Origin of the sequence: Rhizobium sp. ERR 1071 (assembly GCF_007828675.1) — a bacterium.
GTDB classification, from domain to species: Bacteria; Pseudomonadota; Alphaproteobacteria; order Rhizobiales; family Rhizobiaceae; genus Rhizobium; species Rhizobium dioscoreae.
Window position 1 is genome coordinate 234,003 of the sequence record NZ_VITM01000007.1, and the last position, 21,987, is coordinate 255,989.

General features: G+C 60.3%; 16 protein-coding genes. 9 read left to right on the plus strand and 7 right to left on the minus strand.

The genetic code is table 11. The annotated features are described in order from the left end of the window. Nucleotides 1–125: 125 nt before the first annotated feature. On the minus strand, nt 126–986 hold the full coding sequence (locus FBZ99_RS23715) for a LysR family transcriptional regulator (RefSeq protein ID WP_145635204.1): 861 nt from the start codon (nt 984–986) through the stop codon (nt 126–128). Between the two features lie 296 nt (nt 987–1,282). Between FBZ99_RS23715 and bla the strand changes: the two genes are divergently transcribed. Then, entirely contained in the window at nt 1,283–2,137 is an 855-nt protein-coding gene (gene bla / locus FBZ99_RS23720) for a class A beta-lactamase (RefSeq protein ID WP_281408409.1), read from the plus strand. 210 nt (nt 2,138–2,347) lie between these two features. Here bla and FBZ99_RS33620 read toward each other — a convergent pair whose 3' ends face one another. Then, nucleotides 2,348–3,034, minus strand: coding sequence for a GntR family transcriptional regulator (locus FBZ99_RS33620; protein WP_145635208.1), 687 nt, complete (start codon nt 3,032–3,034; stop codon nt 2,348–2,350). Between the two features lie 250 nt (nt 3,035–3,284). Here FBZ99_RS33620 and FBZ99_RS23730 point away from each other — a divergent pair, with 250 nt between their 5' ends. The 8 genes from FBZ99_RS23730 (at nt 3,285) to FBZ99_RS23765 (ending at nt 13,442) form a co-directional block, all read left to right on the plus strand. Then, nucleotides 3,285–4,157, plus strand: coding sequence for a branched-chain amino acid ABC transporter permease (locus tag FBZ99_RS23730; protein WP_145635210.1), 873 nt, complete (start codon nt 3,285–3,287; stop codon nt 4,155–4,157). A 19-nt stretch (nt 4,158–4,176) separates the two neighbouring features. Then, nucleotides 4,177–6,009, plus strand: coding sequence for a branched-chain amino acid ABC transporter ATP-binding protein/permease (locus tag FBZ99_RS23735; RefSeq protein ID WP_186450337.1), 1,833 nt, complete (start codon nt 4,177–4,179; stop codon nt 6,007–6,009). Between the two features lie 13 nt (nt 6,010–6,022). Then, nucleotides 6,023–7,147: an ABC transporter substrate-binding protein gene (locus FBZ99_RS23740; RefSeq protein ID WP_186450338.1), complete on the plus strand. Its 1,125-nt coding sequence runs from the start codon at nt 6,023–6,025 to the stop codon at nt 7,145–7,147. A 17-nt stretch (nt 7,148–7,164) separates the two neighbouring features. Then, entirely contained in the window at nt 7,165–7,917 is a 753-nt protein-coding gene (locus tag FBZ99_RS23745) for an ABC transporter ATP-binding protein (RefSeq protein WP_210248390.1), read from the plus strand. Nucleotides 7,918–7,968: 51 nt separating this feature from the next. Beyond that, nucleotides 7,969–9,297: an MFS transporter gene (locus tag FBZ99_RS23750; RefSeq protein WP_210248391.1), complete on the plus strand. Its 1,329-nt coding sequence runs from the start codon at nt 7,969–7,971 to the stop codon at nt 9,295–9,297. After that, on the plus strand, nt 9,297–10,709 hold the full coding sequence (locus FBZ99_RS23755) for an FAD-binding oxidoreductase (protein WP_145635217.1): 1,413 nt from the start codon (nt 9,297–9,299) through the stop codon (nt 10,707–10,709). The genes FBZ99_RS23750 and FBZ99_RS23755 overlap by 1 nt, the downstream gene beginning before the upstream one ends. Nucleotides 10,710–10,735: 26 nt before the next feature. Then, nucleotides 10,736–12,427, plus strand: coding sequence for a dihydroxyacetone kinase family protein (locus FBZ99_RS23760; protein ID WP_145635219.1), 1,692 nt, complete (start codon nt 10,736–10,738; stop codon nt 12,425–12,427). 100 nt (nt 12,428–12,527) lie between these two features. Beyond that, nucleotides 12,528–13,442 (plus strand): dihydrodipicolinate synthase family protein, encoded by a 915-nt coding sequence (locus FBZ99_RS23765; protein WP_145635221.1) that lies wholly within the window; start codon nt 12,528–12,530, stop codon nt 13,440–13,442. A gap of 194 nt (nt 13,443–13,636) precedes the next feature. Here the strand turns inward: FBZ99_RS23765 and FBZ99_RS23770 are convergent, their stop codons facing one another. From FBZ99_RS23770 to FBZ99_RS23790, 5 genes are all read right to left on the minus strand, one after another. Beyond that, a complete protein-coding gene (locus tag FBZ99_RS23770; RefSeq protein WP_145635223.1) occupies nt 13,637–15,340 on the minus strand; it encodes a cyclic peptide export ABC transporter in 1,704 nt (567 codons plus the stop codon). Nucleotides 15,341–15,593: 253 nt separating this feature from the next. After that, on the minus strand, nt 15,594–16,424 hold the full coding sequence (locus FBZ99_RS23775; protein WP_145635288.1) for an ATP-binding cassette domain-containing protein: 831 nt from the start codon (nt 16,422–16,424) through the stop codon (nt 15,594–15,596). Between the two features lie 109 nt (nt 16,425–16,533). Next, nucleotides 16,534–18,516: a Fe(3+)-hydroxamate ABC transporter permease FhuB gene (gene fhuB / locus FBZ99_RS23780; RefSeq protein ID WP_145635225.1), complete on the minus strand. Its 1,983-nt coding sequence runs from the start codon at nt 18,514–18,516 to the stop codon at nt 16,534–16,536. Further along, on the minus strand, nt 18,516–19,442 hold the full coding sequence (locus FBZ99_RS23785) for an ABC transporter substrate-binding protein (RefSeq protein WP_145635228.1): 927 nt from the start codon (nt 19,440–19,442) through the stop codon (nt 18,516–18,518). Before FBZ99_RS23785 ends, fhuB begins: the two co-directional genes overlap by 1 nt. After that, nucleotides 19,442–21,838, minus strand: a complete 2,397-nt coding sequence (locus FBZ99_RS23790) for a TonB-dependent siderophore receptor (protein ID WP_186450339.1) — start codon at nt 21,836–21,838, stop codon at nt 19,442–19,444. Before FBZ99_RS23790 ends, FBZ99_RS23785 begins: the two co-directional genes overlap by 1 nt. Between the last annotated feature and the right edge of the window lie 149 nt (nt 21,839–21,987).

The window sequence follows — 21,987 nt, forward strand, 5'->3', positions numbered from 1 at the left end:
CTACTGGCAGTAACCACCTCGTCCGATTGAGGACAGCTGGCCAGCGACTGTGCACGGTGCGCACCCCCGAAAGCTTCGCTCTACATCCGCTTTGGGACAGCAGAAAGACAGGGTAAGGACTGAGGTTAGGTCGTGCCGAAGATCGACGCTGCGGAAGACCATATCCTCTTCGCTTGCATGCTGGCTTTCGGCGCGCAGTAAAGCAGGAACGTGTATGCCAAGCTTTGACCAGACCCGACATTCCGTAGCCTGCCGGAGTTTATGTCCGCTTCGACCAGGCTCAGCGGCACCACACCCCGTCCATCACCGGAGAGACAGTAATTCCTGATGTCCGCCGCCATGTCGTGTTCCAGCTCGACAGTCGAAGGCAGCGAAATCCGGCACCGTTGCCAGATCTGACCGATGTAGGTTCGGCGATCTGAGACATGCAGCGGCGCCGGCTTGCGATCGTCCCATTCGGCGGACGACACGATAACCAACCTCTCCTTTGCGATCTCGATTGATCGCAATGCCGAAAACTCCGGCGATTGGGGTACTTTCGGATGGCTCGTGGCCAGCGCCAGATCGCATTCGGAATTCGCAAGCATGGATCCGACCCTGTCGTGGTTCGCTATTCGAACGGAAAAGCTTGCGGAGAGCGCCTTCTTTGCGAGCTGATGTTTGAATGACGGGAAAACGCTGATGGTTGCGCTGTGCGGCATCGCAATCGTTATTGCGCCGTCCGCGGCATGCCAAGGCCGATGGTTCGAGCGGAAAGCGGATAGTTCCACCAGGATACTGCGGGCGACTGGCACGAAGTCCTTCCCGGCCTGTGTCAGTGCGACCGGCCTGCTTCGCCGATCAATCAAGTCGGATTCCAGCCAAAGCTCCAACTGCCGAAGTCGTTTGCTGAGGTTGGATTGCGTGGTTCCGCGGTCCACTGCAGCCCGAGTGAAACTAAGGCTCTCTGCAAAACTCAGAAAGTCACGGATGACGTCGATATTCATAAACCTCGTGCTCGTTCCTGCTCAGGCTTCTCGCGATCAATGAGCCAGAATTCAGGCTAATCCTATGGCATAATTAGGGAAATTTCATCCGCGGTAGGTCGCACGCGGCAGTCAAAATTAGACTTTCGAAAACACGAATCGGAATGATGAGAAGTTGCGCTTGCGTCTGAACCCTCCTGTCTCCTACCTCTTGCCCGAAGCACAAATGCCCGGAGCACAAAGCCAGATCCATCCACCATCTTTCATGAGAGATATTTCGCATGACCGTCAGGTTCACTCGAAGAGCCGCATTGTTTATGGCGCTATTTTCACCTCCGCTTTTCTCCGCAGCCGAGTCATTCGCTGCCGAGACAGATCGCGCGATCGAGGAAAATATTCGCGCCATTGAAACGAAGAGCGGAGGAAAATTGGGTGTTGCCGTTCTCGACACGGCGACGGACCGGGTAGTTGGTCATCGTCTGGATGAACGGTTTGCGCTCTGCAGCACGTTCAAAGCGCTGGCCGTCGCCTTCGTTCTTGCACGGGTCGACCAAGGGAAAGAACATCTTGATCGAAAGGTGGTTTTTTCAAAACAGGACCTTGTCCTTCCCTATAAGGCGACCAAACCTCACCTCGGCCCCGAAGGCATGACAATCGGTGAGCTCTGCAAGGCTGCGGCGATTTACAGCGACAGCACCGCGGCAAACCTGCTGCTGGCCAGTTTTGGTGGTCCGGCGGCTCTGACGGCCTATCTTCGCTCGATAGGCGATAGTGTGACGCGGGTGGACAATGTCGAACCGAAGCTCAATATCGTGAAGCCCGGTGAGCTGCATGATACGACGTCTCCCCGCGCAATGGCCGGGACGATGAAGCGGCTTATCCTGGGTGACGTGCTTTCCCCGCGGTCGCGTGGTCTTCTGACTGACTGGCTGGTGGGCGGACAGGATGCCGCGACACAAAGACTGCGCAAAGGCGTTCCCACGGATTGGCGGATTGCCAACAAGCCAGGCACCTGGGAAGGCATATCGACCAATGATGTCGGCGTCATCTGGCCGCCGCATCGCCCACCTGTCATCGTTGCGGCCTATCTTGGCCATGCCCCTGGATCGATTAAATCCCAGGAAGCTGTTCTTGCAGATGTCGCGCGGTGTGTGTGCGATAGCGTATCGTGAGCTTGAGGCCGTATCTGAGGCCGCCCGTCGACCCATTAAGAAAAGATAGCGTGGAACGTGGACGGTCCATCTCACTGCCGCAGACCACTGCCAACTCCCCACCCGGTCCGTCCACACCTGGCGTGAAATCGCATCGTCGAATTGCTGTGAATTGGCGGCGAGTGCTTGCTGAGACGAAGATCCGTTAAGGCGGCGCTACCCTCTGAGTGTTTAGAGAAGGCCTTCGAGGACGCGCTTGCGAGAATTCTCGACGTGCTGCCCGATCAGCGATGCGGCGGCATTCTTGTCGCGTGTCTTTAGCGCGGCGATGAAGGCCAGATGTTCTTCCATGGCGGGGACGATGCGCATGGGCCGCACAAGCTCCGCGTCGATCTTGATCAGCCGGACATGGAGGCTGTTTACCCGGTAGATCTCGGACAGGATTTCATTGCCGAGGCAGTCGACCATTCGGTCGTGCATGCCCCAATCCACCTGTTGGGTATCGCGGTCGAGCAATTTGTCTGGTGTCGGCGCCAATGCCCGCGCCAGGATATCTCGGTGGCTGGTCTCCAGTCGCTCCAATTCGTCGTCGGTCACGACGTCGACGAAATTTGTCACCGCCTCCTTCTCGATCATCTGACGTATCTGGAATGCGTTCCGGATGAGCTTGAAGTCGACTTGGGCAATTTGCAGACCTCGCTTCGGGACTGTCACCAGCAGTCTGGCGGCTTCTAGACGAGGGATTACCTCGCGAACGGCGCCAAGAGGAAGGTGGAGGATTTCCATAAGGTGGCGTTGCGATACGAACTGCCCCGGCCTCAGGCGCGCTTCCAGTATTTGCTGACGAAAGCTCTCATATGCTTGCATTCTTCCCGTCATCGGCTGCGCTTCCTTCGTTTCCACACTCAAATTTTCCATCCACTGACTTTCCTGTCTGTTTGATTGTCGGATCTGCGGAGGTCTTCCGCCTCACCACCCGAAAGAGGCCTTGCATTCGTCCGGCGAACTTGGTAGTTACCACGTCAGCCTAACATGTCAGAACATTTTTGTGAACTTTCACACTAGTTTTTGATGATGGCGTGGGGATGGAGGTCCCCTCAAATGGGAGAGCGGAAGGACGAGCCTCGTTCTTCCGGGCGCTCAGGCGCCTGTTGTCGTTGGAGGAACTATGCTCGGACAGGTCATTGTCAGCGGTCTCGCCATGGGCTGCATTTATGCGCTCATCGCCCTTGGCTACGCCTATGTGTGGAACACCATGGCGATCGTAAATTTCGCCGCCGGCGAATTCCTGACGTTTGCCGCCTACGTGTTCGTGGCAAGCTTCACCATGAGCATGGGCTTCCCCTTCTGGCTTGCAGCAATCCTTACCTGTGCCTTCATGGCGGTGCTCGGCGCGCTGTTCTCGATGCTGGTCTTTGCAAGATTGCAGAAGCAGAAATCTCTGGTCGCGATCATCGCCACCGTTGGGTTCGGCATTTTTCTTCGCGAGCTGGCACGCATCATCTACGGTCCGCAGCCGATCCTCTATGAAAGCCCCTTCGGCGATGGCGTCCTCGAATTTGCTGGCCTTTACATGCCGGTCCAGCAGCTCGTCGTCATCTGCACCGTACTCGTCATCATGGTCGCCCAGTATCTGGTCCTGCGCTATTCGATGATCGGGAAGGTCATGCGCGCCACGGCCCTTGACCGCGAAACGGCGGCTCTGATGGGGATTCCGGTCGGCCGCGTTCTCGCCGGCGCGTTCGCCTTCTCCTCGGTGCTGGCAGCACTGGCCGGCATACTGCTCGCGCCGCTGTTCTACGTCACTACGGAAATGGGTACGCTGGTCGGCCTCAAGGGCTTCGTGGCGATGATCATTGGCGGCTTTGGCAGCGTGCCTGGTGCCATCGTGGGTGGCGTCCTGCTCGGCGTCGTCGAAAACGTCGGCGCCTTCGAGATCTCGTCATCTTACAAGGATGCGATCGCCTTCAGCGTCCTTCTCATCTTCCTGCTGCTTCGACCGCAAGGGCTTTTGCCCGAGCGCGACGCAGACCGCGCATAATCCGGGAAGGACCTGTCACATGAAGCCGTTACGTCTTCTCACCTGGATTTGCGTTGCCGCCCTTCTGATCGCCCCGATCGCGCTCGGCCTCAACCAGTACTACGTCCGTGTCCTGAACTCGGCCTGGATCTTCGCGATCGCAGCGCTCGGCCTTTCGATCGCCACCGGTGTCGGCGGCCAGATCGTGCTCGGGCAAGCCGCCCTGTTCGGTTTTGGCTCCTACGCAACGGCGCTCCTGATGCTGAAGGCAGCCTTGCCCTGGTGGCTCGCGCTACCAACTGCCGTTTTTTCCGCTGGGCTGGTCGGCGTCGGTCTCGGCCGTCTGTCGACCCGGATCAAGGGGCATTATCTCGCCATCACCACGCTCGCGCTCAATGAGATTTTCCGTCTCGTCGTTCTCAACGAGGAGTGGTTGACGGGCGGGCCTCTCGGTCTGCGCATCCCGCAGGTACAGATCCCCTTCCTTGGCAGCAATGTCGATGCGCAATTCTACCTGCCGCTGGTGGCTGTCATGCTTGCGGTCTACGCACTGGCCATCTGGCTGCATCGCAGCCGAATCGGCCGCGACATCCGCGCCGTGCGTGACGATGAACTCGGCGCGGAAGCCATGGGTGTCAATTCTGCTCATACGAAGACCATCGCCTTTGTCGTTTGCAGCGCCTTCGCCGGATTGGCAGGCGGCCTCTATGTTATGCTTGTCGGCTTCATCGCCCCGACGAATTTTACCATCGCCGAAAGCATCCGCATGCTGTTGATGGTCGTACTCGGCGGTCTCGGCTCAATCCCTGGCACCATACTCGGCGCCTTCGTCGTCACGGTCCTGCCCGAAGCGCTGCGCGATCTGCAGACCTATTATATGGCCGCTTTCGGGCTTGGCGTGGTGCTGATCCTTCTGGCCTGGCCGCGCGGTCTCAGCGTCTTCGGTGACTGGTTGGCTGGAACATTCTGGAGCGGGCGTCCGGTTGAGACCGGCACGGAGCCGGCAGGCCCGCTCAGCCTTGCAGCGGCTGCCGAGCGCTCTGCGCAGACGGGTTCCGATACCGTAGGCGCAGCGGGTACGCCGCTGATGACCCTGGATAGAGTCAACAAGCGTTTCGGCGGCATCTCGGCCATGACCGACGTCAGCTTTTCGGTCAATACCGGCGAGATCATTGGCGTTATCGGCCCGAACGGGTCCGGCAAGTCGACCATGGTCAATGCGTGCTCCGGTACGACCGGGGTCGATGGCTCGATCATATTTGACGGGCACCATATCGAGAACCTGCGCCCCTGGGAGATCCACCGGCATGGCGTGGCCCGCATCTTCCAGAACGTGCGCCTCTGGGATTCCTTGACCGTCATCGAGAACGTTATGGTTGCCTACCGGCCGAAGGTTTGGCCGGGTGAAAAAAAGGCACGCGAGGCCGCACTTCAGGCGCTCGAGCAGATGGGCGTCGCACATCTTGCCAACCGCAATGCCAACGACCTGTCGTTTGGCCAAAGCCGCCTTGTGGAAATGGCACGCGCCGTGGTCAACAAGCCCAAGTTGTTGCTTCTCGACGAGCCGGCCGCCGGCCTGCGCGGCGGCCTGATCCTCGAACTCGCGGAAATCCTCAAGGCGCTCAGCCGTCAGGGCATGACGATCCTTGTCATCGAGCACCGTATCAAACTCGTCATGAGCATGTGCGACCGGGTCGTCGTCCTGAACCTCAGCGAGCTGATTGCCGAAGGGGATCCGGCGACGGTCATGAATTCGCCGCGCGTGGTGGAGGCCTATCTCGGCGAGAAAGTCGATATTCCCGAGCATTCCGGAGAGGACCACCCTCGCGGTGTCATCCAGCATGCTCCCCTCGAAACGGTCCGCGACAAATAGGGAGGAAAATCACGTGACCAGGTTCCTGAGAATTACCAAGGCAATTTCGGCAACAGCCATTCTGGGCGCCATTACCATGTCGGCTGCGCATGCGGATCCCCTTATCGGTGTCTCGCTCCCCATGACGGGCAACAAGGCGCTCGTCGGCCAGAACTTCAAGCACGGCGTAGAGCTTGCAGTCGCAGACATCAATGCATCCGGCGGCGTTCTCGGCAAGCCGTTGGAAGTCGTCTTCGAAGACGACCAGGGCGACAATGCCAACGGCGCCATCAACGCCGTCAACAAGCTGATGCAGCTGGACAAGGTTCCGTTGATGATCGGCCCGCACTACTCGGTTACGCAGATGGCGACGCAGAGCACCTATTGCAACGGCAACGTCGTCTCGGTCACCGGTGCGACAGGCGTCCCTGTGACTAACAGCGGGTGCAAATTCGTCATCCGCACACGCTCCGACGACAACGTTCAGGCCCACGCACTGATCGAGTACACCCAGAAGGAACTGAAGGCGGGCGAAAAAACAGGCGTGCTCTATGTCAACGACGATTTCGGCAAGTCCGGCCAGGCGCGCCTCATCGCCCAGATGGATGCGCTCGGCCTAAAGCCGGCAACCGTCGAGGGTTATAATCCGGGAGAAAAAGATTTTTCGGCACTGCTTGCCAAACTGAACGGCGCAGGCGCCAAGCTGGTCTTTCTCTGGGCTCCCGATACCGATGCCGCAATGATTGTACGGCAGGCCAAGCAGTTTGGCCTGCCGATCAAGTTCGCCGGCTCGGTTCTCAGCGAAGACGCTTTCCTGAAGCTTGCCGGCCGGTCGTCCGAGGGCGCGCTCAGCGCATCCTTTTTCGTGCCGACTGATCCTAGCGAGAAGGTGCAATCCTTCAACAAGAAGTACGAGGAGCGCTTCAAAATGGAGCCGGACGTTTGGTCAGCGACCTATTACGACGCGACGATCCTGGCCGCCAAGGCGATCAACGAGGCCGGCGCGGCCGATCCCAACAAGATCCGCGAAGCTTTCGGCAAGGTGACCTACAGTGGCCTGCTCGCGGACTACAAGTGCGACGATGCCGGTAACTGCAACCATCAGATCAACATCGTCGAGATCAAGGACGGCAAGCCGGCCGTTCTGACCCGCAACTGACCGGTGAGCTTTCAAAAATGACCATTGCCGTTCAAACAGCTCCACAGCTGGTGATGACGCCCGAACTAGAATTGTCAAACGTCGACGTCTTCTACGGAAAAGCGCAGGTTTTGTTCGACCTGTCCATTTGCGTGGAGAAGGGCAAGGTTGTTTCGATCATCGGCGCGAACGGCGCGGGAAAGTCAACCACGCTCAACCTCATTGTCGGGCGCCTCAAGCCGACCAAAGGGACGGTCCGCTTCGGTGGTCGGATTACTGCAGGCCACTCTGTCGAGCAGATCATCGCATCGGGGATAGCCTGCGTGCCGCAGCGCCGGCGCATCTTCGGTACCATGACCGTCATGGAGAACCTCGAGGTCGGCAGCTATGTCAAGCGAGGCGACAAGGGTGCGGTTTCGGCCGCTCGCGACGAGGTTTTCGAGCTCTTCCCAGTGCTCAAGAAGAAGGCGACGATGATGGGCGGCGTTCTGTCGGGTGGCGAGCAGCAGATGCTCGCCATCGGCCGTGGCCTGATGGCTTGCCCCAAGCTGCTTTTGCTTGATGAACCGTCAATGGGGCTTTCGCCGAAGCTGACCCTTGAAATGTTCCGCGACGTCAAGCGCATTGCCGCCGGCGGCCGCACGGTCGTCATCGTCGAGCAGAATGCCTACGCGGCCCTCGGCGTCTCCGACTACGGCTACGTGCTTGAAGGCGGAAGAGTGGCGCTGGAAGGTCCGGCGCAAGCGCTGCTCAAGGACAATCACGTTCGCGACGCTTATCTCGGAGCCTGAGATTGGCATCGTTGGGAGAGGAAAATGAGACAAGAGCCAAGGGAGGTTAACTTGATCGTAGATAGAACTTATGACGCATCCTCTATGAAAACGGGACAAGAGGCATTGCCCTCCGCCGGTCCTGGTCAGGTTGCGCTGGCAAGCGCGATCGGCACGACGGTCGAATATTACGACTTCACGCTTTATGCGACGGCGACCGCGCTCGTCTTCAATCACATCTTCTTCGTCAGCGGTGATCCGATGGTAGGTTCCATCGCCGCCTTTGCAACCTTTTTCGTCGGCTATTGCGCGCGTCCGCTTGGCGGCCTGCTATTCGGTCACTTCGGCGATCGGGTCGGTCGCCGCACCATGCTGTTGCTGACCGTCCTGATCATGGGCATCGGTACCTTCCTCATCGGCCTGATCCCATCCTACAATGCGATCGGCATCTACGCCCCGATCCTGCTGGTGACGCTTCGCCTCCTTCAAGGCATCGGCCTTGGCGGCGAGTATGGCGGTGGTATGGTTATGACCATCGAGAACGCGCCGCGGGAACGCCGGGGTTTCTACTCGTCGCTGGTGCATATTGGGACGCCCGCCGGGTTCCTCATCCCGATCGCGCTCCTGAGCGTTATCAGCGTCTCCATGAATCCGGATTCCTTCCTTTCCTGGGGTTGGCGTGTTCCGTTCCTAGCGAGTATTCTCCTCGTCGGCGTCGCGCTCTTCATCCGCTTCCGCATCGCTGAATCGCCCGCCTTCGAAAAGGCTGTCGCCAAGGAGAAGCCTGCCGCGCTTCCAGTTGCCGAAGTGCTGCGTAATCATTGGCCGAACGTGCTGCTCGGCATCGGCGCCAAGATCGCCGAAAGCGGCCTCTTCAACATCTATGCCGTCTTCGCGATCACCTACTGCGTTACGACGCTGAACCTGCCGAAGGAACTGGTGCTGAACGGCATTCTGTTCGGCTGTGCCGTCGAGTGCATCACGCTTCCGATCTTCGGTAGCCTGTCCGATCGTATGGGCCGCAAGCCGATCTACGTCGCCGGCGCTCTACTGCAGGCCGTCTTTGCCTTCTTCTTCTTCGGAATGCTGGATACGGCCAACGCCGCAACGATTTGGGTCGCCGTCGCGATCGGCCTCGGCCTCGGCCATGGCATGATGTACGGCGCGCAGGGTGCTTTGTTCTCGGCGCTATTCCCGACCCGGGTGCGTTATACCGGCCTGTCGCTGGTACAACAGGTCGGCCCGATTCTGGGCGGTGGTCTGTCGCCGCTCGTCGCCGTGACGCTGCTTACCGAATATAAGTCCGCCACCCCGGTCATGTTCTACATGGCCGGCATCGCCGTACTCTCCGCGGTCTGCGCTCTGGCGCTCCGCGTTCTGCCGTCGCACCAGGAGGATTAATGTCAAAGGCGCTCGATATCGTGCCCGGTCGCGAGGAAAGTAGCCTGGACGCGCTGATCGCCGCCCTGCGCGAGCGGATCGGATCCCGCTGTTCGACGGCAATGTCCGACCGGGAGCATCACGGCCATGGCGAGTCCTATCACGGGACCCGCCTGCCGGATGCAGTCTGCTTCGCGCTGACGACGGAAGAGGTCAGCGACATCGTCAAGCTCTGCGTCGCTCATGACGTGCCCATGGTCCCCTTCGGCGCGGGTACTTCGCTCGAAGGCCATGTCGTTGCTCTTCGCGGCGGCATTGCGCTCGACGTCAGTCGCATGAATGCGATCCTCTCGGTCCGGCCCAACGATCTCGACGTTACCGTGCAGACCGGAGTCACCCGCCAGCAGCTCAACGCCGAACTGCGCGATACCGGACTTTTCTTCCCAGTTGATCCCGGCGCCGAAGCAACGCTGGGCGGCATGGCGGCGACGCGTGCTTCCGGCACGAACGCTGTTCGCTACGGTACGATGCGCGAGAACGTCGTCAATCTGACGGTCGTTCTGGCAGACGGCACAATCGTCCGCACGGCCTCGCGAGCCCGCAAGTCTTCTGCCGGCTACGATCTGACCCGCTTGTTTGTCGGCTCGGAGGGCACGCTTGGCATCATCACCGAAGTAACGTTGAAGCTTTACGGCATTCCGGAAACCATTTCGGCCGCTGTCTGCCCCTTCGATACAGTGGAAGGTGCCGTCGCGACCGTCATCCAAGCGATCCAGTGCGGCATTCCGGTTGCGCGCATGGAACTGCTCGATGCCGCGACGATCCGATGCGTCAACGCCTTTTCGAACCTTACGAATCCTGAAGCGCCGACGCTCTTCCTGGAATTCCACGGTACGGAAGCGAGTGTGGCTGAACAGGCCAGCCTTTTTTCCGAACTCGCCAAGGGAAATGGCGCCGGAGAAATGCAATGGTCTAGCAATGCCGAGGAGCGCGCGCGCCTGTGGCATGCGCGGCACAATCTCCATTACGCCATGCTGGCAACGCGATCGGGCGCCAAAATCTGGGGCACCGATACCTGCGTGCCGATTTCGGCTCTTTCCGAATGCATCGCACAGATCAAGCCGCTGATCGAGAAGGCCCCCTTCTTCGTGTCGCTTGCCGGTCATGTCGGCGATGGAAATTTCCACCTTGGCATGGTCGTCGATCCGGCGATCGAGGCGGAGATGGCCTATGCCCGCAAGATCGGCGACCGGGTGGTCGAGATCGCGCTTTCGCTGGACGGTACCTGCACCGGTGAACACGGTGTCGGCAGCGGCAAGATCCGCTTCATGAATGCCGAGCATGGCGAAGGGGTCGCCGTGATGCGCCTCATCAAGCAGGCGCTCGATCCGCGCAACCTTCTCAATCCGGGAAAGATCCTTCCCGGGGCATGAACTACGCACAGCATGGAGAATTCAACGTGAAGAAGCTCATCAACAAGACACCCGACGTCGTTCGGGAGATGCTAGAAGGGACTGTCGGTCTCAATCCGGGGCTTGCTCTTCTGGATACCGAAAACGTTGTGATCCGCAGCGGCCTGCCGGAGGTGCCGAGCCGTCCCGTGGCACTGATCTCCGGTGGAGGCGCGGGGCATGAGCCTGCCCATGCCGGATACGTTGGACCGGGGATGTTGACCGCTGCCGTCACTGGCGAAGTCTTCACTTCGCCCAGTGTCGATGCGGTTCTGGCCGCTATCCGAGCAGCGGCCGGTCCGGCCGGCGCGCTGCTGATCGTCAAGAACTATACCGGTGACCGCCTGAACTTCGGTCTCGCAGGCGAGCTTGCCGCCGTCGAGGGCATTCCGAGCGAACTGGTTGTCGTTGCCGATGATGTCGCCCTGGCCGGCCTCGTTAACCGCGAACGCCGTCGCGGCATCGCCGGTACGGTCTTCGTGCACAAAATCGCGGGTGCCGCTGCCGCAAGTGGCAAGTCGCTGCAGGAAGTTGCCGACATTGCGCGCGCCGCTGCTGGCCGTATCGGCACCATGGGCGTTGCGCTCGGGGCCTGCACAGTGCCGGCAGCCGGCAAACCCGGCTTCACATTGGCCGACGACGAGATCGAGCTCGGCCTTGGTATCCATGGCGAAAAGGGCATTGAGCGGACGGGTATGAAGTCCGCCGACGAGTTGACCGACCGGCTGATCGAAACCATCGTTTCCGACATGAGGATCGAGCGTGGCGCACGCGTCGCCATGATGGTCAACGGACTTGGGGCGACACCGCCGATGGAGCTTGCCATCGTCGCTCGTCGGGCGTTGGCTATACTTCGCGAGAAGGGCATCACGGTCGACCGGGCCTGGAGCGGCGATTTCCTGACCGCGATCGAAATGCCCGGCTGCTCGATATCGCTTCTTCAGCTGCAGCCTGGCGATACCGATCTTCTCGACGCGCCGACCGGTGCTTTCGCCTGGCCGGGTGCTGGCAAGCTTCCGGACGAGATCCAGATCGTCAAGGTTCAGGGTGTTGCCGAGGATGATGCGATCCTCCGCGACGGCGTGTCCTTCGATTCCGTGAAGCTCCGCTCGGTCGGCCTTGCGGTCGCCGATGCGCTCGAAAAGGCGGAAGGGTATCTCACCGATCTCGATAGCAAGGCCGGGGATGGTGACCTCGGCGCCAGCATGCTGCGCGGTGCGCAGGCTATTCGCGACCTGCCGGAAAAGGCCTGGGCCAATCCCGCTAATGCCTTCGTGTCGATCGGCAATGCTCTGCGCCGTGCGATCGCCGGCAGCTCTGGGCCGTTCTACGCAATCGCGCTAACTCGCGCCGGGCGGCATCTTGCAGAGAACGCTGACTTCAGACCCGCCGATTTTATCGCTGCCCTTGAGATCGCCGTCGCTGCCATCAGCCAGATCGGCGGCGCCAAGCCCGGCGACAGGACCATGCTCGACGCCCTCGATCCGGCGCTGAAGTCGCTTAAGGCAGGCGGCGAGACGGATGCCAAGGCGGCCTGGCTGGCCGCAGCCGAGGCCTCAGAAGGCGGTGCAAAGGCAACCGAAACCATGACCCCGAAGCTCGGCCGTGCTGCCTATCTCGGCGAGCGTGCCGTCGGCGTCCCGGACGGCGGTGCTGCCGCCGTTGCCATTTGGATGAGGGCGCTCGCCGAAGCGCTCTAACCCAAATCGAAGATGCTCATGGCACCGATCCGGCCGCCTCCCTGAAGCCGCCGGGTGCCATAGCGAGCGACTTTTCCCACCTACAATAGGAGCAATGATAATGAACCTTGATAAAATAAACGGAATCATCCCGCCGATCGTTACCCCCTTCACGCAGGATGGCGAAATCGATGAAGCAGCGTTCCGCGGCATCGTGAAGTTCAATCTCTCCAAGAATGTTCACGGCGTCTGCGTCGGCGGCAGCTCGGGCGAAGGACACACGCTGACCCTTGAGGAATATACGCGCCTCATGGAGATCTGCGTCGAGGAAGTCAACGGCAAGATTCCGGTTATTGCTGGTATCATCGCCAACTCGACCCGAGAAGCGATCCGTCGTGCCAAGGCGATCTCGCATCTGTCGATCCAGGGTCTGCAAGTTACCCCGGTTCACTATGTCTTCAAACCGGATGAAGATGCGACTTTCGCGCACTTCAAGGCTTTGACCGAAGCAACCGAAGTTCCTGTCATCATCTACAACGTCGTGCCGTGGAACTATCTGAACCCCGCTCTGCTCGTGCGTCTCATGACCGAATTGCCGGGCGTTCAGGGCGTCAAGCAGAGCGCCGGCGACCTGAAGCTGATGGCAGACTTGATGTTGAACGTCCCGAACGGCTGCAAGGTCTATTCGGCTGTCGACGCGCTGCTCTATCCGTCCTTCGCGATCGGTTGCCACGGCACGATCGCTGCCAACCCGGCCGCCGTTCCGGGCGTCTGCATCGCGCTCTGGAATGCGGTCCAGTGCGGCGATCACAAGCTCGCCAAGGAAATCCATGAAGCGCTGCTGCGTTTCTGGAATACGATCTATGCAGACAACCTACCGGCCAACATCAAAACCTCCATCCGCCTACAGGGTGCCGAGGCTGGCCTGCCGCGCATGCCGATGCCAGCAACGACGGCTGGCCAGCTCGCCAATATCGAGCGCGAGCTGAAGAACGTTCTTCGTTATGAAAACTTAGTGCACTCCGCTGCAGCCTAACTAGGCGGCGGGCGCCACCTAAAGGTGGCGTCCGCGTAGTTTCTAACAGTCAAGATTCATAAGGCCCAGCTTTCAGCCGCGCAAATAGAGAGAAGCGGTCACGATACGACGTACGGTAGTCTGCGCTAGACTTTGGCGTTGACTTGGGGATGACGACGCCGATTGCGCGCCCGCTGCTTCCGATATCGTTTTTATCATGCTTCCTTCTGTACCAATGTATCCTCTTCAATGCGATCCTCAACGATATGCCCGTTTGCCATTCGCACGATCCGATCAGCGACGTGGAAGTAGCGGTCGTCGTGGGAGATGACGATCAGCGTCCTGCCCTCCTTGGTCATCTCAGGTAGCAGCTCCTCGTAGAATACACGACGGAAGTCAGGGTCCTGGTCAGCGGCCCATTCGTCGGTGACTATGATGGGGCGATGCTCCAGCCATGCCTGGACGAGGGCGAGGCGCTTGCGTTGGCCGGACGAGAGATCCGTAGTCGTGAAGCGGTCGCCGTCGAGGGTCGTCTTGTGGGCAATTCCCAGTCGCGCCAGATGCCGTCCGGCGTCTTCCGGCAGGGCGCCATAGGCGAGATCGTCGAAGAGATAGTAATCGGAAAAGATGGTCGAGAAGAGCTGGCGATAGTGGTCCCGGTCCTCCGCCGTCACGACCACGCCGTCCAACAGGATCGAGCCCTCTTGCGGCACGTACAGGCCGAGCAAGAGCTTGATCAGCGTCGTCTTTCCGGAACCATTGTCGCCGACGATGAATAGCAATTCGCCGACCTGGATGGTGAGGTCCACTGGCCCAAGCACGAAGGGCGGGACATCGTTCCCGGCCGCAAACGCATATCTGACACCACGCAGCTCAATCGAGCGAATGGCGAGGCCGTTTGTGCCTGAGCCTAACTCCGGCGAGAGGAGAATATTCGGCTCGCTCTGGTCAAGTTCGGCCGAGAGTGCAGCGATTCGTCTAAAGGAAATCCGTGCCTGATCGAAGACGGGTAGGGCGCCGGCAATCTGCTCGATCGGTCCTTTTACATAAAGCAGCACGATGACCGCGCCGCTGATGACGGTGGTATCGATGCCGAGCTGGTTCCGGGCGGTCAGTAGCAGACCGATCATGACGAAGAAGGCTGCTGAGCCAGACGCGTCGGCAATCCAGTGCAGCCGCATGGCCCGGCTTTTGAGTTCAGCAATGCGATCGGCAGCCCCCGTCAGCAACACGTCGAAGACGCGCTCCCGCCGCGGCCGACTGATCTTGAGCTCCTTTGCACCATCGATAATGGCACGATACTGCCTGTGCAACTCGTCCTGAGCGACGCGCACCGCCTGATAATCACGGATCCAGACGCGCTGGGAGATGACGTTGACGGCAAGGCCTACCGCCAACGAGACGAGCGCCAGCAGGAAGACAGTCGGCGACAGGGTAAGGAGATAGACAAAACCCCCGACGGTGATAGCGAGCGCGATGGCATAGCCGGAGAAGTTGAAGGTGAAGGCCGAGACGATGTCGACATCGCCGGTCAGGACCGACATCAAACGGTAGGACCGATGCGCCTCAAGAGAGGCGATCGGGGCGCGCAGGATCCTAGCGGATATATCCTTGCGCAGGGCAGCGATGATCTTCTGGCCGAGAATGCTGTTGATCGCGCCGGAAATCGCAGTGCCCCCCACGCTCAGGGCGCAAAGGCCGGCGAAACGAGCAAGTAGAGGAACCGTGAAGCCGTCTGCGTCATGCAGACTGGAATTGATCGTCGCCAGCAACCAGGCACTCGCCAAACCGCCCAGAACGCCGATCGCCGTCGCAAAAGCCGCAAGTGGCCAGAATGGCCGCAGTAGCCCCAAGGCTACCCAGAACAATTTCTCCTGCCTCGACTGTCCGGCTTCACTCAGTGGAATGGCTTTCGGCATCTTTTCTAACCTCAATCGGATCGCACTTCGTTTAGGGGGAATGCTTCTCTGACCCGACTGCCTGCGGAGCCGTTCGTGTATCGTGGCGTGGGACAGTTCATTTTCTATGCTCTGGCTGGCCTGCATATGAGCCATAGTAAGCAAGCTGGTGCGATCTGCTACCGCAGAGCTGGTAGCGGGCAGCTCCCACCTGCTTCTCGTGGAAGCCGCGGAAATGGTCAAGGAGGACGTCCACTTATGAGGATTGGATCGTTCACATCGGTATAGCGACTAGGCGGTCCGAAGTTGGATGCTGGAGGATATGCATCTTAACGCCATAAATCGCGTGAAGCGCCTCGGTGGTGAGGATATCATCCGGCGGACCGTTGGCGATGATCCTGCCAGAATGAAGCGCGATGATGCGGTCGCAGAAGCGGGCGGCCATGTTCACATCATGCAGCACGACCACCACGCCGAGGCCCCTGGCGTGGCTAAGGCTTTGGACGAGCGACAGCACCTCGACCTGATGAGCGACATCGAGCGCCGAGATCGGTTCGTCAAGCAGTAGGCACTCGGCGTCCTGGGCAACCAGCATAGCAAGCCAGACGCGCTGGCGCTCGCCGCCCGAGAGCGTGTCGACGAGACGGTCGGCCATGCCGGCGACGTCGGTGAGCTTCATGGCTTCCTCGACCTTGTCGCGGTCGGTCTGGCCAAAACGCCCAAACGCGCCGTGCCAGGGATAGCGTCCAAGCGCCACCAGCTCACGCACCAGCATGCCGGCGGCAGCCGGCGTGGCCTGGGGCAGATAGGCGACCTTGCGGGCAAAGGCTCGATCGCCCCATTCGGGCAGGGGCTTGCCCTCAAAGCGGATGGTACCGCCGGCCGGAGGCTGCTGGCGGGCAAGCAGTTTCAGAAGAGTCGATTTTCCGGAGCCATTATGGCCGATGAGGCCAACGATCTTCCGGGGCGCGAGCGTGAGGGTGAGTGGCTGCAGCAGCGTGCGGCCGGCGATGGAAAAGGAGACCTCGTCGAGCCGGAAGAGATCGTCTCCGCCCGTTGAAACGTCGACATGGCGCGGTGATCTTGCTTCTGAGCCACTGGTCATCATCATTCACAATCCTTTGTCTCTATGTACTCTGCGGCCCGCCGGCGGATACGCAAAAGATGAATCGGAGTATGCCCGCGATAGGGGCCGCATTCTTACAGTCATGAGCCTAATGCACTCGTTTTCGCATCAGCCAAAGAAAATAGGGCCCACCAATCAATGTCGCGACGATGCCCACCGGTAGCTGGTTTGGAAAAAGCGCGACGCGCCCGATGAAGTCTGCGCATGTTGTTATTGCGGCTCCGGTCAAAGCGGCGGCGATCATCTGGGGAATGGCGCGCTGAAAGCCGAGCGTTCGCGCAATATGTGGCGCCATCAGGCCGACGAAACTCAAAGGTCCGATGAGCAGGGTTGCCGCGGCGGCGGACACGGCCGCCAGCAAGAGAAGTGCCGCCCGGCTGATCGATATGTTGAGCCCGAGAGCCTTCGAGGAGGCCGTGCCCAACGGCAGAAGATCGAGCCAGCGGTTGAAGAACGGCACTATCAACAGCATGATCGCGGCAATGGTAACTGCGATCGTCGCCTGCATCGGCGTTGTGCTGTATGTCGAACCCGCCATCCACTGCATGACGCCGAAAACCTTCGGCAGGCCGGTGCCGAGCAGAACCGCGATCAGGGCAGCGAAAGCGGTATTGATCGCAATGCCGAAGAGCAGAACGTAATCGGGATTGTAACGGCTGCGATACCCCATCAGCAGAACGGCGATCAGGCTGACGATTGCGCCGGTAGCGGCCGCGGCAAGCTGTGAGATGGGCGTAAAACTCGGCGCAAGCAGCACGAGCAGCAGTATGCCGAGGGCAGCGCCCGTGCTGACCCCGATAACCTCGGGGCTTGCCATTGGATTGTTCGTCATGCGCTGGACGATCGTTCCCGAGAGCGCGAAGAGAATTCCGGCAGAAGCAGCGGCCGCCAAGCGCGGGAGCCGCCACATCAATAGCGAGTGCATCTGTGACGGTGACGCAAAGCTCCAGCCACTTAAGGACGGGCCGAGAGACAGGGAAATCCAGATCAACACCAGCAGGACTGAGGCGGTGATGGTAAGATACAGGAGAGGACGATGGTTGCGTGCTGCGGTGAGTGGCGGCGTCGGCGTTTCCACAACAGGCAATCGTCCCAGAAAGATGGCGATGAGCGGTGCACCGAGTAGCGCAGTCGCGGCCCCGGCAGAGATTTCGCGCATGAAACGTGCGGCCTGCTGCAGGGCCTCGTCGGCGGCAAGGAGCAGGATCGCGCCGATCAAGACGCTCGCGAGCATGCGCTGCGGAAGTCTGCGAGCGCCTGCCGCACGGGCGATAAAGGGTGCGGCAAATCCGACGAAACCGATGACGCCGACGGCGCTGACTGTGAAGGCGGCGAGCAATACAGCAAGAATGGTCGACAGCAGGCGCACGTGAAAAAGCGGTAACCCGAGCGATCTGGCTCCCTCGTCGTTGAGCGACAGCAGCTCTAGCGGTCGGGCCAAAAATGCAGCACCGAGGCAACCGAGCAGAGTGTAGGGAAGCAGGCGGGAAACCGCCGACCAATCATTCTGCGTGAGCGAGCCGCTGCCCCAGACGAAGAGACCGGTCATTCCCATGCCATAGGACAGGCTGACCGCAGCCGACACGGCTCCGCAGACGAAGGTTATGACGAGACCGGCCAGGATCAGAGATATGGGTGATAGACGATGAGGCCATGCGATCAGGAAAACGAGCGCAAAGGCTGCCAAGCCGCCGGTGAGAGCCACCAGTTCGCGCGTTGACGCTGCCAGGGCGGGCGCCCACAAGGTTGCGAGTGCAAGGGCGAGATAAGCCCCGGCCGAGACGCCGAGCGTCGAGGGGTCGGCGAGCGGCGTGCGCAACACCTGCTGAAAGATGGTGCCGGACAGTCCTAACGCGCCGCCGGCGAGAAGAGCGATAAGGAAACGCGGCAGGACGCTGTCATGAACCAGAACCTGCACATAGGAATTGAGATCGGGATTGGCGGCCACCTGCCACCAATCGTACACGGGCAACAGTTCCGACAGCCGCATCGCGGCAGAAATGAGAGCGGTCGCAAACAGGCACAGCATGATCGCGACCGGACCTATGCGAAACTTCTCTTGGACCGGCATCAAGGCGTCCCCCCGCCATTCTCGCCCAAGGCAATGGTCAGCAAACGTGCGAAACGGGAGGCCGACGGCAGACCGCCCGAGCCGAGTACGGTGGGAATGACACGCAATCGCCCCTCGCGGACAAAGGGTAAGGTGCGCCAGAGACGGTTTTCCGTCAGTCGGCTCGCCATTCCTGGCGCGATGGGGCTATCAATCATAACCATGGTGGCGTCGTTATAGGCTCCGAGCTTCTCAAGTCCGACGATGACGAATTCGCCGGCGATGTCTGGCTCGGCGAGCGGCAAGCCGATATGCCGCAGCACAGCGCCATAAAGACTGTTAGGGCCGAAGAGGCTGACATGCCGGTTATCGAGCGGACTTGCCAGGAGGACGGGTGAACCTGTGTAGCCGGAGAGGCGCTGACCGGTCCTCGCCAACTCGGCGCGGGTGGATTCGACGAGGCGCTCGCCTGCGTCGCGCATGCCAATCCTGTCGGCCAGGCCGAGCGTCCCGCGCTCGGCGATTTCAAGAACGTCAGGTGTAGGCTGGAACAGCAGGTCGCCGTAGACGGGCGCGATGCGCTGAAGCATTGGCGCTGCCTGCTGTAAGGTCGGCGTGGTGACGATCAGGCTGGGAGCGAGCGCGATCAGCACCTCGAAATTTGGCGTAAACAAGAGCCCGACATCGACAACGGAGGCCGGCAAGGTCGGATCGACGACATAGCGGTCACACCAGCTTGGCGCGGGCACGCCGACCGGCGCGATACCCATCGCCATAAGCGTCGAGGCAATGCCCCAGTCCAATGCGGCGACGCGCGGGGCATCTGCAACCGGAGCATCGGTCAGCTCTGCTGCCCGCGAGGATATGCTGTCCGCCCATGACGCCGCGAGGCCTACCAGCAGGGCGCGGCGTCCGATGGTTACTGGGGGATGCCTTCTGTCTGTCATCACCACTTGTACCCGAGCGTGGCGAAGACGGTACGACGCATGCCGTATACGCAGCCCGCCGCAGTGCAATCACTGATGAAGTGCTTATCGAACAGGTTCGATACGTTCAAGGCAAACGTTGCTCCGCGCATCTCACTCGAGAGTTTTCCGAGATCGTAGTCCAGCGCCGCATCGAATACGACATGATCGGGTATCTTTGCCGTATTGGCATTGGTGGTGTAACGACTGCCGATATATCGGACGCCAAAGCCGAGGCCGAGGCCGCCGGCCGTTCCATCCTGAAACTTGTAATCGGCCCACAGCGATGCTGTATTGGCGGGCAAATTCGCTACGCGGTTGCCTGCGGTCCCATCGCTCGCCTTCAGGATTTCGTTGTTGAGGTAGGCGTAGGAGGCGGTCACGTCGAGTTCGTCGTTCATGCTGGCGACGGCGGAAACTTGAGCCCCCCTGCTTCTGACCTCTCCGACCTGCGTCTGGACGACGGGTACCGTCAACGTGTTGGTCAAGTAGTTTTGTTGCGTCAGATCGTAGAGCGACGCAGTAAAGAAGCTGTCATAACCTGTGGGCTGATATTTGAAACCGACTTCATACTGATCGCCGGTGGTCGGCTTGAAAGGCTCGCCCGAAGCGGCGACGCCGATGGTGGGATTAAAGGAGGTGGCATAGCTCACATAGGGCGCAAAGCCGTTATCGAAGAGGTAGGTCAAGCCGGCGCGCCAAGTGAATGCATGGTCGTTCTGATCGGTCGTGACGTTTCTCAGATAGTTGTCGCTGTCGGTCGCGGCCCAATCCTGGCGAGCAGACAGCAATAGTGCCCAATTGTCGAATTTGAGCTGGTCCTGCGCGTAAACGCCGAGCTGCCACTGCTTCTGGTTGGCGTTCTGAAAGATGGCAGGCAATGTGACGGGCTGCGTATAGTCGGGATTGTCGAGATCGAGCGAAGGTCCGGCGCCAAAGCGCGTGAGGTTGTTCCAATTCTTGTACTGATAGTCCAAACCCAGGATCGCCTTGTGCGCGACGGGGCCGGTATCGAAGTCAGCTTCCGCCTGGTTATCAATTGCAAGGGTATTGAGCTGTTCCTGAGCGGTATAGGCCGACCTGGCCAACGTATGGCCATCTACCGCCAGGGCCGTAGCCTGCAATTCGGCATAATCGACGCTCACGTGCTGAAAGCGCAGGTTCTGTCGGACTGTCCACACGTCGTCGAAACGATGCTCGAACTCGTATCCGATGCTCTGCTGCTGGCGCCGCATATGGTCGAAATCCCTGTCGCCCGTGAACAGGTCCGTCGGGAAATAGGCGCCGCGGCTTGTCGGGAAGAGCGTCCCGGTAGTCGGAAGGCGGCTCCAGAAGCCGCCCTTCGGATCGTTGAGATAATCGCCGAGGATCGTCAGCTTGGTATCTTCGTCCGGCTTGATCGTCACGGATGGTGCAATCTCGACGCGCTCTTCGCGCTGGCTCTCGACCTGGGTGCCTGTGGTGCGGCCTAACCCGGTCAAGCGATACAGCACTGTGCCCTCGTCGTTCACCGGCCCGCTGAAATCGAAGGCCGCCTGGGCGCGATTGTAGCTGCCGGTTTGAAACTGCATCTCGTGCAGCGGTTCATCCGTCGGCTTCTTGCCGACCATGTTGAGAAGACCGCCGGGCGATCCCTGGCCGTAGAGAACCGAGGCGGGACCCTGCAGGACTTCGATGCTGTCGAGGAAGAAGGGGTCGACCTTCGGCACAGCCCAGGTCCCCTGCTGGAGCTTCAAGCCATTATAGTATTGGTCGATCTGGAATCCGCGAGCCAGAAAATTGTCCAGCCGGTTGTCGGGGCTGTCAGGCGTAGTCACGCCGGCCGAATAGGCAATGGCCTGACGAACAGTCTGCGGCTTTTGAACCTCGAGCTGGGCTCTGGTGACGACCTGCACGGATTGCGGCGTTTCCAGCAGCGGGATGCCGGACTTCGACGCGACGTTGCCGTCGGTCGAGACGAAACCGGCCTGCTTGGCCGCCTGCACCACGATGGGAGCGAGCGTCGTTGCTCCATCGGCCGCTGCCGCTCCTGTGGCTGCAGCACTCGGATTGGAAATCGTCACCGTCGTTGCGTTGGTGAAATGATAGGTCAGGCCTGATCCGGCCAGGATTTTGTCCAGCGCTTCGGTCCGGGTCAGCGATCCGCTGGCACCTCGCGAGCTTATGCCGCGCGCGACATCGGCGCTGAAGAACAGCTGGATGCCGGTCACTTTCGAGAATTGAACGAGAGCTTGGGACAGAGGCTGCGGCCGGATGTTGTAGGCGACGCGGCCGGTCTTCTCGACCGCTTGCGCGAAGACAGGTGCAGGGGCGGCGACGATGGTGCCGAGCGTGGTCGTGACCAGCAGCGCGAATACAAGGGAACGGTTGCAGCGCAATTTTCCGGCTCCGCCGTTTTGCTGAGATCTCCGAGTGTCATTTCCGCGGTACTGCATCGCCCACCTGCATCCTGTGCCCGCCAATGCGGGATTGCTGCTCTAAAAGGCCTCGGTTCGATGGCCTCGAGAAGTTAGACACCTGACGGGGC

What these genes read in the sequence shown, in the direction of transcription:
- FBZ99_RS23730 (WP_145635210.1), top strand. Translation starts at nt 3,285, where the DNA reads ATGCTCGGACAGGTCATTGTCAGCGGTCTCGCCATGGGCTGCATTTAT.
- FBZ99_RS23715 (WP_145635204.1), bottom strand. Translation starts at nt 986, where the DNA reads ATGAATATCGACGTCATCCGTGACTTTCTGAGTTTTGCAGAGAGCCTT.
- FBZ99_RS23745 (WP_210248390.1), top strand. Translation starts at nt 7,165, where the DNA reads ATGACCATTGCCGTTCAAACAGCTCCACAGCTGGTGATGACGCCCGAA.
- FBZ99_RS23755 (WP_145635217.1), top strand. Translation starts at nt 9,297, where the DNA reads ATGTCAAAGGCGCTCGATATCGTGCCCGGTCGCGAGGAAAGTAGCCTG.
- FBZ99_RS23770 (WP_145635223.1), bottom strand. Translation starts at nt 15,340, where the DNA reads ATGCCGAAAGCCATTCCACTGAGTGAAGCCGGACAGTCGAGGCAGGAG.
- FBZ99_RS23735 (WP_186450337.1), top strand. Translation starts at nt 4,177, where the DNA reads ATGAAGCCGTTACGTCTTCTCACCTGGATTTGCGTTGCCGCCCTTCTG.
- FBZ99_RS23775 (WP_145635288.1), bottom strand. Translation starts at nt 16,424, where the DNA reads ATGACCAGTGGCTCAGAAGCAAGATCACCGCGCCATGTCGACGTTTCA.
- FBZ99_RS33620 (WP_145635208.1), bottom strand. Translation starts at nt 3,034, where the DNA reads ATGGAAAATTTGAGTGTGGAAACGAAGGAAGCGCAGCCGATGACGGGA.
- bla (WP_281408409.1), top strand. Translation starts at nt 1,283, where the DNA reads ATGGCGCTATTTTCACCTCCGCTTTTCTCCGCAGCCGAGTCATTCGCT.
- FBZ99_RS23785 (WP_145635228.1), bottom strand. Translation starts at nt 19,442, where the DNA reads ATGACAGACAGAAGGCATCCCCCAGTAACCATCGGACGCCGCGCCCTG.
- fhuB (WP_145635225.1), bottom strand. Translation starts at nt 18,516, where the DNA reads ATGCCGGTCCAAGAGAAGTTTCGCATAGGTCCGGTCGCGATCATGCTG.
- FBZ99_RS23765 (WP_145635221.1), top strand. Translation starts at nt 12,528, where the DNA reads ATGAACCTTGATAAAATAAACGGAATCATCCCGCCGATCGTTACCCCC.